Source organism: Xenorhabdus littoralis (assembly GCF_033949345.1).
GTDB lineage: Bacteria > Pseudomonadota > Gammaproteobacteria > Enterobacterales > Enterobacteriaceae > Xenorhabdus > Xenorhabdus littoralis.
Genome location: NZ_VCDP01000006.1, coordinates 55,380 through 71,295 on the forward strand (window position 1 = coordinate 55,380; position 15,916 = coordinate 71,295).

The window sequence follows — 15,916 nt, forward strand, 5'->3', positions numbered from 1 at the left end:
TTACAATTTACCCATTTCAATCAACGTCGCAGATAATCGTGCTTTCATCGCTGATTTATCTAATATATTTTCCAGCGCAATAATTTTTCCATCCACATTTTGTATAATGAGTTGTTCAGCAATGTCTTTTGTACCAATAAAAATATCGCTGACAGTGCCTTTGGCAGATCCCAAATCAATATGCTCAACGTTAGCTTCTACCCCTAACTCTTTCAAAATATTTTTGACGCTTATTTCCATTATCAGGCTTGTGCCTAAACCATTACCGCAAACGACTGTAATTCTCATGATGTTTTCCGTTATGTAATGAAATATTGGTCAATAACCTTGAATGATAGAAAAAATCTCGTCTTGGCTACTGGAGTGTATTAATTGATCTATTTCTTTTTGGTCATCAAAAAGTGAAGCGAGTTCGGCAAGCACTTCAATGTGGCTATTGCTGTCTGTTGTTGCGAATACGATCAGTAATTTAACCGGATCATTATATTCGGAACCAAATACGACGCCTTGGTGGAATACCGTTAAACTCAAAGCAAGGCGATTGACGCCTTGTTCCGGTCTTGCATGTGGGATCGCAATACCAGGCCCAATAATGTAATAAGGGCCGATTTCTTCATGGGAACGGTAAATTGCATCAACATAATCCGATTCAATCGAACCGTTATCAATGAGTGGCTGACATGCTATCGCGATGGCTTCGCGCCAGTCTTTTGCACTGGAAACCCATTGGATAACGTCAGAAGTCAGTAAGGTTTTCAGCATGAAATTTTCCTCGGTGAGATAGGCTATGAATAAAAGAATAGTCACTGCCAACTAAACATACCGATGGAAAGGAATAAAAAGCGCAATAATACGGGGTCAGTCACACTATCAATCAAGCACAAATAAAAAATGCCCAGATAGCGTGTCTGGGGATTAAGGGCTTTTGTTAACTATTAACTGATTATTTAATCTAATCGTGAACAAAGAAATTTTAAAACGACCTAATTTGATGTCCGCGATTTTTAACACACTACAGATATTTTTTATACTCCGCAGGCGTCGCCGCAACCAATTTTTTGAAGTTTCTATGAAAGTGGCTTTGGTCATTAAAACCTAACTCAGTTGCTACAGACACTATCTTCATTCCTTGTTTCAAAAGTACTTTGGCTTCATTAATGCGCATGGCGATTTGCATAGCATGTGGAGTAATACCATAGGTCTTTCTAAATGCATGGATAATATGATATTCACTCAATTGAGAGTGAACAGCGATATCCTTTACCGATATATTGCTTCGAAAATTTTCACAAATATATTCATACGCCTTAGATACATTACTCTTTGGCACAGCTTTCTCTAAAGGAATGGAGTTGGACAGTGAAAATAGGCGGGAAAAAAAAGAGATGCTCTCTTCTTCCGTTTTTATTTTATCTTTATCAAAGATGATTGTATTGGCTAATTCTTGGAACTGGACATAAAGTTCCGGGGCATCGGTATGATTAATTGAGAACGGGATAAAATTCGTTATTCTTCCACCGATAACCATCGATTGCACATAGCCTAACCATTTAGGGCACACATACAACATTTTATAGCTCCAGTTTGTATCTGGTACTGGATTGCATGAATGAACCTCTAGAGGGTTAACTATGACAAGAGAACCCTTTTGGATTCTACGTTCAATATTACTATTGAAGTAATCACTATAACCACTCTCTACAGCGCCAATGGAAAACTCTGTGTGAGTGTGTTTCCCGTAACAGGCTTTCGAGTTTTTAGAAGAGCGCAGCTCAATGGGTACTGCGCCCGAACGGTAGAATTGTTGCTTGGTCATCGGTGTATGTACTATTTTAACCTGACATAAAAAAAGTATATACGACCGTAATTGCTAACAATAGCCCCATAGTGAGATTGAAGAGCTTATAATGTTTAGGTGTATCCAAAACTGTTCTAATCGTTATTCCCAAAACAGCCCATACTGAAATTGATGCATAACAGACAATAAAAAAAATCCCACAAAAAAGTAGTAGTGCAGTCATCTCTGCATCGCGACTACTAAAGAATACGGATATGCCTGCTAAAGACACAATCCATGCTTTCGGATTAAGCCATTGGCACAGCATTCCTTGTATAAACGATGGAGCACTGGTTTCTAGTCCACTATCATCAACGCTCATTGGGTTTTGCATGGCAACTTTGTATGCCAGGTATAACAAGAAACCCCCTCCTATATAGGTAAGCACTTCGGTTAGATATGGCACCCCATTTATAAGTTGGGCCAATCCAAAACCCAGTAAAAATAGAATCGATACAAAGCCGATTGTAGCACCGGTTATATGTGGGATAGTTCGAATATATCCGCAATTGGCTCCGGTAACTGTCGCTATTATGTTTACCGGTCCTGGCGATATAGAAGTTACAAGGGCAAAAACTGCCATTGCAAATAATTGCGTCATAAGCATCTACCTCCTAGAAATCAGTGACTTCTCCAGAGCCATTAATAAAACGATTCTCTTGCAAATCAACAATGCGGTACCGTTTTGCCTTGATTTTTCCCTCTTTGCAATAACCCGCTTTGCTTTCCCAAAATCCTTTGAAGCAATTTCTGGTGGGTGTCTAATCCAAAAGTTATCGTTGTTATATAACATCCCATAGTGCCATTAAGTTAAATTTACCTTAACGATATCCCCGCCTAGATGTTAAATATTGTACAAAATTGTTATTTATAGTCTTACACTAAATAAGCATACCTAGTTCTATTCGCTGAGGACTGTATTAGAGCCTCGCATAGTGCCCGGATCCCGCGTGATGGGAAAAGGGTCACAACAATTACCTGATCCTTCATCGACACAGTAAGGAGATTGAAACCTTAAAGAAAACGGGCAATTGCCCGTTGAGTTCTAGAAATAGGTGTGGACACAATTCTGATCCATAGTCACTAAGTAGCGGCGGGTGACCCGACAGTCGGATCACCCCTATAGCTGTTCATTAACGAACCAAATGTAAAAAGTGAATGTGCTTCTCGTATTGATCCAAAATATCATGGATGATCTGCTCTTGCGTCCATCCCATCAGATCGTAATCCTGCCCACCTTCCTTCAGGTAAACTTCTGCACGATAATATTTTTGTTCCTCACTTTTTTCATCATCTCCCAAACCCGCGATAGCAAATGCCGGCTGAATATAGCCTCTCAAACGAACTTCATACACAAAGTTGAGGTTTTCGCCAAAATCTATTTCAAAATGAATACGGTCATTCGTTTCATCATTGATCACAACGATTTTATTTTGCTTCCCCAGCTCCTCCGCCACCATTTCCATTGCCTGTTGGATCACTTCGCTCATAAAGCGTTTCACCTGCGAGCACTTCGGATAATAGACGATATTTCTTAGCCTCCGCTGCCAAGGAATCGGGTTACGGCTGGCCGGAGGGGCAATCGTGGTCATTTGCTGGCTGTCTTTCTTGTAGGCATCAACCCGTAATGCTTTAAGTAAGCCATAGATTGATATCAGCAGGATGACAGAGAAAGGCAGCGCACTAGCGATTGTGACTGTTTGCAAGGCAGATAAGCCACCTGCAAGTAATAATGCGATAGCCACAACGCCCATCAATCCAGCCCAGAAGATCCGTTGCCAAACCGGTGTGTAGTTCGCGCCGCCGGACGCCAGTGTATCAACCACCATGGCACCGGAATCCGCAGAGGTTACAAAGAACATGACAACCATTGCCATTGCAATAAATGAAAGTACGGTAGGAAACGGGAAGTATTCCAAAAAGTTAAACAATGCCAGAGAGACATCTGTTTTTACTACATGAGCTAATTCTTTTGCCCCTTTATTGGCAATCAGATCAATCGCGCTGTTACCAAATGCTGTCATCCACATAAGGGTAAAACCGCTGGGAACAAACAGAACACCTGTCACAAATTCTCTGATTGTCCGACCTCGGGAAACCCTTGCGATAAACATACCAACGAACGGAGACCATGATAACCACCATCCCCAGTACAATAATGTCCATCCTCCCAGCCAATTACTGGATTTGGGCTCATAGGCGTACAGGTTAAAGGTTTTGCTGACAATTTCCGAAAGGTAGCCGCCGGTGTTTTCCACGAAGGATTTCAGCAACAATACGGTCGGCCCCAAAGCCACGATCAAAATCAACAATAAAACCGCCAGACCCAGATTCAATTCGGACAGAATACGAATACCTTTATCCAGACCGGAAACAACAGAAAGAGTTGCCAAAGCAGTGATAACAACAATCAGTACAACCTGTACTGTCTCGTTGATAGGAATACCAAACAGATGGTTAAGACCCGCATTGACCTGAAGGACACCATAACCTAAGGAAGTAGCGACACCAAATACGGTGCCAATCACGGCAAAAATATCCACGGCGTGACCAATCGGCCCATAAATTTTATCGCCGATAATCGGATACAGCGCCGAGCGCAGTGTTAAAGGCAAACCGTGTCGATAACTAAAAAATGCCAGAATCAACGCCACAATGGCATAAATTGCCCAAGCATGAAGCCCCCAATGGAAAAACGTCAGTTTCATCGCTTGTTTTGCAGCAGCGATACTTTCTGGCGTACCTACTGGTGGGGACAGATAATGCATGACTGGTTCAGCCACGCCAAAGAACATAAGCCCGATCCCCATCCCCGCTGAAAAGAGCATGGCAAACCAGGAAAAATAACTGAAATCTGGTTCAGCATGGTCGGGGCCCAGTTTTATATTGCCGTATCGGGACAAGCCCAGATAGGTCACCGAAAGCAAAATCAAAGCAACAGCAAGAATATAAAACCAACTGGCATTAATAAAAATATCCTGCTGCAAAGCCTTAAACCATCGGTCGGCAAGTTCGGGTTTCAAACCAGCGAATGTCACCAGTGCAATGACTAAAAACGCCGAGAAGAAAAAAACTGGTGGGTTAATGGAAGTTTTAGTCTTTACCTGACCAGTATTATCTTGACTCATAATTATCCTTCAAAATTAGTGTTCGACACTATCTCCTGTTTACTCCAATAAGCAATTTGTGCAGAGATCCCAATAAATAAAAATAATCATATCAAATGATTACATGCCTCCAAGACCGATTGTGATTATTATTCACACAGCCTGCGCTAAAAGTCACCTTAACATAAAAGTAGAAGCAACTGTACTTATGGAGAGGTATGAAAAATGATGATAAGAAGAATTTAAGCAGTAGAAATAAAAAAATAAAAATTATGGACGTCACAAAAATAGATATTAAATCTTTTTTTATAACAATTAGTTAGTTAAATTCCTTTATTCAACATTCATATTAATTCAAACCCGTTTGGTATAGTGACATTGTCCAGATATAAAACGAAAAAACATGATCAAAAAATTCTTGATGCTTTAAAAAGACTAGATATCCGAGCTATTTTGGGATTTTTTGCTATTCCTCTGATACTTTATCCTATAGGTGGAAGAGAGCTGTCTAAAATTATAATTATCATCTGGCCTATTTATATACTTGTTTATATATGGCTATTCCGCCGGTTATCTGCTCATCTTCAAGAAAAAGGGAGACGGGAATCTGTTAATAGATGGAACAATCAGTATACTTTTTACTCATTTTGTAAAACTATCCTCTACTTTCCCGTTATTCTTCTGGTGTATATTTTGATTCGCTTCATTATTGACTAATAAGTCATTGACATTCATATTTATTAAATAATTTGTTTCCTATCTCTTAAAATCAGGCACCTTGTTTTATAAGCATAGTCTTCATTTCTTTTTTTTAATTTATAAGTAAGCGATATTTCAATACATATTCTCAACTCATTTATTGGCAAATTGACATCTGGATCTAAGACGATCGCCCGATTTTTTGAATAAATAAAAAAACCCAGCCAACAATGACTGGGTTTTTAATCAGATTATTTAGTTTATTGTCTTACAGAACGCTTTTCGTCTGCTGAACAATATCAATTAACGGTTGTGGCCAGATACCGAGGATCAATACCAGCAATCCAGTAAGCAACACAACTATCCCGCCAGCGGTGAATGCCCAGTTGTGTGGCGTATCGCGGTTCAGTGTTTTCGGTGCAGGCAGGTACAAACTCACCATTACACGCAGATAGTAGTAAAGACCAATGGCACTACCCAACACTACCGCACCAGTCAGCCACCATAATTTCGCTTCAACACCTGTCGCGATAACGTAGAATTTACCGATGAAGCCGAAAGTTAATGGTATCCCCGCCAGTGACAGCATCATGATGGTCATTACTGCTGACAGGATTGGTTTATGCCAGAACAGGCCGCGATATGAGAACAGCGAATCCGCATCCGGCCCTCGGTATGGGCTGGACATCAGGCTTACTACGCCAAATGCACCGATGCTGGCAAGCAGGTAACCGACCAGATAAATACCTGCCGTCTCTTCTGCCAGTGTGTGATCTTTGATGGCAATCAATACCACCAGCAAATAGCCCAGATGAGAAATGGATGAGTAACCCAGCAGACGTTTAATGTTGCTTTGGGTCAATGCCAGCAAGTTACCAAACAAGATTGATGCAATGGCAATGACAGTCAGCACAATGCGCAGGGTTTCGCTGTCGGTGACCGGCGCTTCAATGAATAAGCGCATAACCACAGCAAAGATAGCCACTTTACTTGCCGTCGCCAGAAAGGTTGATACCGGTGCTGGTGCGCCTTGGTAAACATCCGGTGTCCACAGTTGGAAAGGCACGAGGGAAAGTTTGAAGCCCAATCCCACAAGCATCATACCTAATCCCGCCAAGATCAACGGTTCATGCAGTTTACTGTCGCTCAGGCTTCGGCCCAGTGATGTGAAGGACAAATCACCGGATTCTGCATACAGCAACGCAATGCCAAATAGCAGGAATGAAGACGCCGCAGCGGATAGCAACATGTATTTGATACTGGCTTCCAGTGAGCGTTTCTGGCGATAGGCGTAGCCCACTAAACCAAACAATGGCAGGGTGATCAATTCAATCCCGATAAACAACGATGCCATATGGTTGGCAGAAGAGAGCAGAATTCCCCCAACAGCCGCTATCAGCACCAAAAGATAAAATTCTTCTTTGTTATCGGGATAGTTCTCCAGCCATGAATAGGCAAATGTCGTCGTTGCAAGGCTCGCAATCAGCACAAGGGCTGTATAGAACATAGCAAAGCGATCAACATGGATCAGTGGTGTGACATCCATCGGCTCTTGTTGTCCCACAAAATAGAGAGAGAGAAGAGCCAGATTGAGTCCGATTACCGTCAGGATGACATTGGTGAAATGATCGCGTCGCCACGCAATGGACAGCATCACAACCACCACCGTCAATCCGACGATCAATAGCGGCAACAGTGCGATCAATTGTTCAGAAGTTATTGTCATGGCGAATTACGGCCTTGTAGTTAAAAGTGAAGCTGAATACCAATTCTGGATGTTACTCATCGCGGCGGCTGAGGTATCAAGGATTGGTTGTGGGTAGACACCCAAAATCACCAGCAAGACGACCAGCAACAGCAAAATTGAGATTTCACGGGCATCCATCTGTGGTAATGGTTTATCCGTCTTTGGTGTTCCATAATAAGCTTTCTGCATCAGGTACAGCGCGTAAACAGACGCGAAAACCAAACCAAATACGGATACCGTCGTAATCAGGGTGAAGTTGCTGAAACTGCCGAACAGGATCATGAATTCACCGACAAAGTTACCCGTTCCCGGCATCCCCAATGTTGCTACTGCGAAAAACAGGGATATCGCAGGCAACAGTTGAACTCTTCCCCACAAGCCGCCCATCTGGCGCATGTCGCGTGTATGCAGACGTTCATATAACTGACCACACAGAATGAACAGCCCTGCGGCTGACAAACCATGAGCAATCATCTGGATAACCGCGCCCTGATAAGCAAGCTGGCTGCCCGTATAGATAGCGATAAGAACGAAGCCCATGTGGGAAACACTGGTATAAGCAATCAGGCGTTTGATATCCGTCTGGCTGAAAGCCATCCATGCACCGTAGAAAATACCAAAGACACCCAGCCACATTGCAATCGGGGCGAAGTCCGCCGAGGCTTGTGGAAACAGGGGCAGTCCGAAACGCAACAGACCATACGCTGCGGTTTTCAACAAGATCCCCGCAAGGTCAACGGAACCCGCCGTGGGTGCCTGACTATGGGCATCCGGCAACCAACCGTGCAAAGGAACAACCGGCATTTTCACGGCGAAAGCAATAAAGAAGCCCAACATCAACAAGTATTGGACGGTGTATGACATCGGCGTATTCAACAATGTTTCATAGTTGAATGACCATTCACCTGTTGCATCATGGTGAACAAAAGCCAGTGCCAAAATGGCAATCAACATCACCAAACCACTGGCTTGGGTATAGATGAAGAATTTCGTTGCCGCTGTGATACGGGTTTTGCCTTCCGAACCTCTGTGACCCCACAAGGCAATCAAGAAGTACATTGGAACCAGCATCACTTCCCAGAAGAAGAAGAACAGGAACAGGTCAATGGCAAGGAAGACGCCCATCACACCGCCGAGTATCCATAGCAGGTTAAGATGGAAGAATCCTTGGTATGGCTGGTTTTCATTCCACGAACAGAGGATCGCCATCAGACCCAGCAATGCCGTCAGCACGACCATCAGCAAGGAAAGACCATCCAGTGCCAGATGAATGCTAATGCCAAAACGAGGTATCCACGGCAGCATAAACTCTGATTGCCACTGTGGAATACCCTGTGGGTTGGTGAGTGTATAACCGCCCTGCAACCATAAGTGCAGGGAGAGTAACAGCGTCAGCCCCATCGCGAGAAGCGCTATCCAACGTGGCATACGTGTGCCGAAGCGCTCCGCCTGCCAACACAGCAGGCCTCCGATGAAGGGCAGAAGAATTAGCCAAGGTAATAGCATGGCGCAATGTGTCCCTTAATTAAACCAAAAGCAGCAGAGCTAAAACCAGCACTGCACCCAACCCCATAGAGGTAGCGTACCAACGGACTTGTCCGTTCTCACTCCAACGCAGCCCTTTATTGCCCCAACGTGACAATACGGCAGGAATGTTCATCAGTGAGTTCAAAGGATCATTCTGCAATAAGCGGGTAATCTCTTTGAATGGTTTCACGAATACCCAGTCATACAGCGCATCGAATCCCCACGCATGGAACCACCATGTCGAGAAGAAACGTCCCGGTGCACTGTTTGCAATGACATTGACCAAACTACGTTTGCCAAGATACAGCGCTGCTGCCAGCAAGATACCGACAACGGCAACCACACCAGAAATGATTTCCAGTGTCATTTTGCCATCATGTCCAGCGTTGCTTTCTGGCAGAACACCTGACAATGGCGGCACAATCAGCGTGCCGCCAATAAAGGTGGACAACACCAGCAATACTGACAATGGCAAGGTGTGGGTAATGCCCTTGACGGGATGAGAATGGGTATTTTCTTCACCGTGGAACACGATGAAGATCATGCGGAAGGTGTACAGGGATGTCATCAATGCCCCGATCAGCCCCGCCAGCATCAGGTTCATATGACCATTTGCCAGTGCGCCCCACAAGATTTCATCTTTACTGTAGAAACCTGCGGTCAATAAAGGCAGAGCCGAAAGTGCAGCCCCCCCCACGAGGAAACAGAGATAAACAAACGGGATACGTTTTCTCAGCCCCCCCATTTTGAAGATATTCTGTTCATGATGGCAGGCCAGAATTACTGAACCAGAAGCCAAGAACAACAGTGCCTTAAAGAACGCATGGGTCATGAGATGGAAAATAGCGGCATCCCACGCCTGTACGCCCAATGCCAGGAACATGTAACCAATCTGGCTCATGGTTGAGTAAGCCAGCACACGTTTGATATCGGTCTGAACCAATGCGGCAAAACCCGCCAACAGTAAGGTGACAGCCCCAATAATTCCCACCAGATGCAGAATGTCTGGCGCCATCAGGAACAGTGCATGACTGCGGGCAATCAGATAAACACCCGCAGTCACCATTGTTGCAGCGTGGATCAAAGCAGAAACCGGCGTCGGGCCTGCCATCGCATCTGCCAGCCATGTTTGCAATGGTAACTGTGCTGATTTACCTACTGCCCCACCCAGAATCATCAGGGTTGCCCATGTAATCGCAGCAGAACCAGCTTCAATGTGCTGTGGAGCCAGAACGGCCAACTCGCGGAAACTCAACGTGCCGACTTGGTCATAAAGGATAAACATCCCAATGGCAAGGAACACGTCACCGACACGGGTCACGATAAAGGCTTTCATTGCCGCTGCACCATTGGCAGGGGTTTTGTAGTAGAAACCGATTAACAGGTAACTACACAGACCCACGCCTTCCCAACCGAGGTACATCAGCAGCATATTATCAGCCAGTACCAGTACCACCATGCTGGCGATAAACAGGTTGGTATAGGCGAAGAAGCGGGAATAACCTTCTTCACCCCGCATGTACCAGGAAGCGTAAATGTGGATCAGGAAACCGACGCCAGTCACAACACTCAGCATGGTCAGTGACAGGCCATCCAGTACCAGATTAACAGGGATACTGAAATCCCCCGCGTCCATCCAGTTCCACAATGTCTGGCTGTAGACCAGCCCCCCTGCCCCGTTTTGGGAAACAAAATCAATCCCTGCCCAGAGTGTGGTTAACGCTGCCAGACCAACCGAACCACTCCCAATGGTGGCTGACAAATTTTCAGACCAGCGGCCACGGGAAAATGCTAAGAGCAAAAATCCCAGCAGTGGCAGCAGAATAGTTAAATAGAGTAAGTTCATCCGCGCATCTCACTGACTGTATCAATATTCAGGGTTTGGCGACGACGGTGCAACTGTAGTAACAGTGCCAGACCGATACTCGCCTCGGCTGCTGCCAGAGTGATGGCAAGAATATACATCACCTGACCATCAGGTTGGTGCCAATAGCTGCCGGCAACAACAAACGCCAGCGCTGAAGCATTGATCATGATTTCCAACCCGATCAGCATGAATAACAGATTGCGGCGGATAATCAGGCACGTAAAGCCCAATGTAAACAGAATGGCCGCCAGAATAAGACCATGGTCTAACGCTATCATTGTTGGTCCTCCGCTCGATTGCTGATCACTTCACCCTGTTTATTTTCACGGCCAATGTGGTAAGCCACCACCAGCCCGGCCAGCAGCAGTAAAGAAGCGAGTTCAACCGCCAGTACATAAGGGCCAAACAAGCTAATGCCGACTTCTTTCGCACTGACTACTTCACCATTGATTACCGCCGCTGGCAGAGTGCTGATGGAATAAACCAACGCAATCAGCAGCACGATAGACAGGATAGACGGGCCAATCCAGGCTCGGGGTTGTAACCATGCCCGCTCCTGCTCAACGACTGATTTCCCCAGATTCAGCATCATCACGACGAAGACGAACAACACCATGATCGCCCCGGCGTAAACAATGATTTCCAGCGCACCTGCGAAATAGGCACCCATTGAAAAAAATACGACGGACAAGGCCAGCAAGGAGATAATCAGGTACAGCAACGCATGTACCGGATTGGTATGGGTTATTACCCTGAGTGTTGCGAGGATGGCAACCAGCCCTGCGACATAAAATGTAAGTTCCATGAATATCGCTCCTTATGGCAACAAGCTTTTAACGTCGATAGGTTTGGCTTCATTGTCGCCTTCACCTTTATCTTTGCCGTCAATCGCCATACCTGTCTTACGGTAAAAGTTATAGTCAGGATATTTGCCCGGCCCTGAAATCAGCAGGTCTTCTTTTTCGTACACAAGATCCTGACGCTTGAATTCACCCAACTCAAAATCCGGTGTCAACTGGATAGCGGTTGTCGGGCAAGCTTCTTCACACAGGCCGCAGAAAATGCAACGCGAGAAGTTGATGCGGAAGAATTCAGGATACCAGCGACCATCTTTATGCTCGGCTTTTTGCAGTGAGATACATCCCACCGGACACACAGCCGCGCACAAGTTACACGCAACACAACGCTCTTCACCGTCAGGATCACGCGTCAGAACGATGCGCCCACGGTAACGGGGTGGCAGGTAAACCGGCTCTTCCGGATACATTTTTGTTTCGCGTTTATGGAAGGCATGAAGCCCTATCATCCAAATACTGCGTACCTGGGTGGCGAAACCGACCACTAACTCTTTCAATGTCATGGTTCAATCACCCCTTTATTGAGCGTTGTATAAAATCACTGCGGCAGTCGCCAGCATGTTGAGTAACGTTAAAGGCAGGCAGACTTTCCAGCCAAACGACATCACCTGGTCATAACGTGGGCGCGGCAGTGAGGCACGGATCAAGATAAACATCATCATGAAAAATGCCGTTTTCAGCGCAAACCAGATGAATGGAGGCAAGAGAGGCCCATTCCAGCCACCGAAGAACAATGTAACGATTAAGGCTGATACCGTCACGATAGCGATATATTCCCCCACAAAGAACAGCCCGAATTTCATGCCGGAATATTCGACATGATAACCGTCGGCCAGTTCTTGCTCTGCTTCCGGTTGGTCAAAGGGGTGACGGTGACACACCGCTACGCCTGCAATGGCAAAGGTCAGGAAGCCAAAGAATTGGGGAATGATATTCCAGATATGTTGCTGTGAGTTGACGATATCTACCATGTTGAAGGAACCGGCTTGTGCCACAACCCCCATCATGGACAGACCGAGAAACACTTCATAACTCAGTGTCTGTGCTGTTGCCCGCATCGCACCCAACAGAGAATATTTGTTATTACTCGCCCAGCCGGCAAACAGCACGGCATAAACCGCCAGACCCGCCATCATCATGAAGAATAAAATACCGATGTTCAGGTCTGCCACCATCCACGTCGGACTCACCGGCACGATAGCAAAGGCCAGAAGCAATGAGCAGAACGCAATGACAGGAGCCAATGTAAAAATGGCCCGATCAGAGAAGCGGGGTGCCCAGTCTTCTTTGAAGAACATTTTGATCATGTCTGCGACGAGCTGCAATGAGCCGCCCCATCCCACACGGTTTGGCCCGTAACGGTTCTGGAACAACCCAAGTATGCGACGTTCAAAGAAACTCATGAATGCCCCGCAGACGACCACAACCAGCAGAATGACCGCTGCTTTCAGCACGGCAATCAGGATTTCAATCACGTCGGGAGTAAGCCAACTCATTATGCAACCTCCCGCAAATTATTGACTGATTTGCCTGCCAGAACCGGAGGAATGCCCTGCATCCCGAGTGGCAGACCGACTTGCCCCTGAACCAGATTGCGACTCAGGCGCACAGTTAAACGCAGTTGTTGCCCTTCACAATCAAACGCCATGACAGCACCTTCTTTCACATTCAGGTGTTCCGCATCTTTATGATTGATCATCACGTACGGCTCGGGCATACGCTCCTGAATCACATCAGAACGTTGTGATAATTCATCACTGCCGAACAGATGGAAGTAAGGGGCAACATACCATTGATTTTTTTGTGCAGTAAATGCCGTCGGAATGCTATCAAAGTAGTTCAATCCGCCATCGACTGTTTCAATCAGACGCACACCCGGATCGCCGAAACGCAGCTTGCCGCCCACTTCAGCCTGAAATTTGTTCCATGCTTGTGGTGAGTTCCAGCCCGGTGCCCATGCAAATGGGATTTGCTGACGCGGAGCAAATGGGCTGTTATTTCCTTCCATTGAGAAGGCAAATGCGGTGTCGATATCCTGTGGCTGACGTTGCTCATGAACACTGACATCAGCCAGCATAGCGGTACGACCACTGTAGCGATGAGGTGAACGAGCCAGTTTTTGTCCACGAATACGGAATGAGGCATCTGGTGCCGCATTAACGATGCCTTTGAATTGCGGCATGGCTTTGACACAGGCTTCAATGACATGGTCAAGTTGCGTCCAGTCAGTCTGGCATTGTGTATACGTGGTATACAGAGAGTGCATCCAGCGCCAGCTTTCCAGCATCACGATGGATTTGTCATAGAATGAAGGCTCGTAGACCTGGAAATAACGCTGGGCGCGACCTTCCTGATTGACCAATGTGCCGTCACTTTCAGCAAAACTGGACGCTGACAGAATCAAATGCGCTTTATCCATAATAGCGGTGCGCTGATGATCAACAACAATCAGATTTTTCAGGCTATCCAGTGCACGGTCAATTTTATCCGCAGGCGCATGACGATAGAGATCGTTTTCCACCACAATGGCAGTATCTGAATCTCCTTTAGTGATACGCTGCAAAGCCGCATCCAATGGTTGCGCTTCCATCATCGCCAAACCAAGACTATTGGCATACGCGGCGACATAAGTCAGTCCAACATTTGCGCCTTTGTCTTTCAGTGCCCACGCAATATTTGCCGCAGCCTGAATCAAGGTATCACTGCCCGGGTTGCTGCCACTGATAATCAGGGGTTTTTTCGCATCACGCAGAGCTTGTGTGATTATTTCCACTTTCGCTTTCAGTTCATCCGGCAAATCATCCACAGCCGGAGCGATACTGTTCAGGGCATGAGCGATGGCAAAACCAAAGCGCGCCTGATCATCAACCGGTGCGTGATAACTCCATGCGGCAACATCGTCCAATCGGGTACTATCAACGCTGGTCATGAACAGAGGATATTTGGCGTGCTGACCAATATTCATGACGGCGGCTATCTGCCAGTCTGCCACTTTCTGGGCAGCCGCCATTTCACGCGCTTTGCCTTTCACTGCCTGACGTACTGATAACGCCATGCGGGCTGCGGTTTGGGTCAAGTCTTCCCCTAACACCAGTACCGCATCGTAATCTTCAATTTCACGCAGGGATGGCGTATACACCCCGCCTTGCTGGAGTATTTCCAGCATCATATCGAGACGGTTCTGTTCTTCTACTGCAATGCCGCTGTAAAAGTTTTCCGCCCCGACCAATTCACGCAAGGCAAAGTTACTTTCAATACTGGCACGAGGCGAGCCGATACCAATGGCATTTTTCGCCTGACGCAAGATATCTGCACCACCTTGCATCACCTGATCGGCATTCAGTGAAATCCACTGATCCCCACGCAACTGCTGTGGCTGGCGAGGACGATCATCACGATTGACATAACCGTAACCGAAACGCCCACGATCACACATAAAGTAGTGGTTGACGGTGCCATTGTAACGGTTTTCAATCCGGCGCAATTCACCGTAGCGTTCACCGGGACTGGTGTTACAGCCGATGCTGCACTGCTGGCAGATACTTGGTGCAAACTGCATATCCCATTTACGATTATAGCGTTCTGAATGGGTTTTGTCGGTGAATACCCCTGTCGGGCAGATTTCGACAAGGTTACCGGAAAATTCACTTTCTAATGTGCCACTTTCAGTACGGCCAAAATAGACGTTGTCATGAGCACCATAAACGCCGAAATCCGTTCCGTCCGCATACTCTTTGTAGTAGCGGACACAACGGTAACAGGCGATGCAACGGTTCATTTCATGAGCAATGAACGGCCCCAATTCCTGATTTTTGTGAGTACGTTTGGTAAAACGGTATTTACGGAATGAATGCCCCGTCATTACCGTCATATCCTGCAAGTGACAGTTTCCCCCTTCCTCACAAACAGGGCAGTCGTGAGGATGGTTGGTCATCAGCCATTCCACGACGCTCGCGCGGAATTGCTTTGCTTCTTCATCATTAATGGAGATATACGAGCCGTCTGTCGCAGGTGTCATACAAGACATCACCAGACGACCGCGCGTATCTTCCGCGTTCTGATATTGCTTCACCGCACACTGGCGGCAAGCGCCAACGCTTCCCAGCGCCGGATGCCAGCAAAAATAAGGTATATCAAGCCCCAATGAGAGGCAGGCTTGCAACAGGTTATCAGCCCCGTTTACATCATAATCTTTGCCGTCTACATGTATCGTAGCCATAGTCAGCATGCTTCCCAATGGCCTGCCGTGGCAGGCGTTAATCAAAATTTAATCAA

Annotated in this window: 13 protein-coding genes; all 13 read right to left on the reverse strand. The window is 46.3% G+C overall.

All coding sequences use genetic code 11. The annotated features are described in order from the left end of the window. The 13 genes from FE394_RS02605 to nuoG all read right to left on the reverse strand — a co-directional run bounded on the left by FE394_RS02605 (position 1) and on the right by nuoG (position 15,860). Positions 1-288, reverse strand: coding sequence for a PTS sugar transporter subunit IIB (locus FE394_RS02605; protein ID WP_319924848.1), 288 nt, complete (start codon positions 286-288; stop codon positions 1-3). A gap of 30 nt (positions 289-318) precedes the next feature. Beyond that, positions 319-762 carry a PTS sugar transporter subunit IIA gene (locus FE394_RS02610; protein WP_319924849.1) on the reverse strand — a complete coding sequence of 148 codons (444 nt, stop codon included), beginning with the start codon at positions 760-762 and terminating at the stop codon, positions 319-321. Between the two features lie 250 nt (positions 763-1,012). Beyond that, the gene (locus FE394_RS02615) at positions 1,013-1,816 is read right to left on the reverse strand and encodes an AraC family transcriptional regulator (protein ID WP_319924850.1); all 804 of its coding nucleotides are present in this window, start codon (positions 1,814-1,816) and stop codon (positions 1,013-1,015) included. A gap of 16 nt (positions 1,817-1,832) precedes the next feature. Next, entirely contained in the window at positions 1,833-2,438 is a 606-nt protein-coding gene (locus tag FE394_RS02620) for a LysE family translocator (protein ID WP_319924851.1), read from the reverse strand. 532 nt (positions 2,439-2,970) lie between these two features. Beyond that, positions 2,971-4,965 carry a choline BCCT transporter BetT gene (betT, locus tag FE394_RS02625; RefSeq protein ID WP_319924852.1) on the reverse strand — a complete coding sequence of 665 codons (1,995 nt, stop codon included), beginning with the start codon at positions 4,963-4,965 and terminating at the stop codon, positions 2,971-2,973. Positions 4,966-5,911: 946 nt separating this feature from the next. Beyond that, positions 5,912-7,369: an NADH-quinone oxidoreductase subunit NuoN gene (gene nuoN, locus FE394_RS02630; protein ID WP_319924853.1), complete on the reverse strand. Its 1,458-nt coding sequence runs from the start codon at positions 7,367-7,369 to the stop codon at positions 5,912-5,914. Positions 7,370-7,375: 6 nt separating this feature from the next. Further along, positions 7,376-8,896 carry an NADH-quinone oxidoreductase subunit M gene (gene nuoM, locus FE394_RS02635; protein WP_319924854.1) on the reverse strand — a complete coding sequence of 507 codons (1,521 nt, stop codon included), beginning with the start codon at positions 8,894-8,896 and terminating at the stop codon, positions 7,376-7,378. Between the two features lie 19 nt (positions 8,897-8,915). Next, positions 8,916-10,763, reverse strand: coding sequence for an NADH-quinone oxidoreductase subunit L (nuoL, locus tag FE394_RS02640; protein ID WP_319924855.1), 1,848 nt, complete (start codon positions 10,761-10,763; stop codon positions 8,916-8,918). Beyond that, positions 10,760-11,062 carry an NADH-quinone oxidoreductase subunit NuoK gene (gene nuoK / locus FE394_RS02645; RefSeq protein ID WP_319924856.1) on the reverse strand — a complete coding sequence of 101 codons (303 nt, stop codon included), beginning with the start codon at positions 11,060-11,062 and terminating at the stop codon, positions 10,760-10,762. The genes nuoL and nuoK overlap by 4 nt, the downstream gene beginning before the upstream one ends. After that, the gene (gene nuoJ, locus FE394_RS02650) at positions 11,059-11,589 is read right to left on the reverse strand and encodes an NADH-quinone oxidoreductase subunit J (protein WP_319924857.1); all 531 of its coding nucleotides are present in this window, start codon (positions 11,587-11,589) and stop codon (positions 11,059-11,061) included. The genes nuoK and nuoJ overlap by 4 nt, the downstream gene beginning before the upstream one ends. A 12-nt stretch (positions 11,590-11,601) precedes the next feature. Continuing rightward, positions 11,602-12,144 (reverse strand): NADH-quinone oxidoreductase subunit NuoI, encoded by a 543-nt coding sequence (nuoI, locus tag FE394_RS02655; protein ID WP_086111706.1) that lies wholly within the window; start codon positions 12,142-12,144, stop codon positions 11,602-11,604. A 15-nt stretch (positions 12,145-12,159) separates the two neighbouring features. Then, on the reverse strand, positions 12,160-13,137 hold the full coding sequence (nuoH, locus tag FE394_RS02660) for an NADH-quinone oxidoreductase subunit NuoH (protein ID WP_319924858.1): 978 nt from the start codon (positions 13,135-13,137) through the stop codon (positions 12,160-12,162). Further along, a complete protein-coding gene (nuoG, locus tag FE394_RS02665) occupies positions 13,137-15,860 on the reverse strand; it encodes an NADH-quinone oxidoreductase subunit NuoG (protein WP_319924859.1) in 2,724 nt (907 codons plus the stop codon). Before nuoG ends, nuoH begins: the two co-directional genes overlap by 1 nt. Positions 15,861-15,916: the final 56 nt, after the last annotated feature.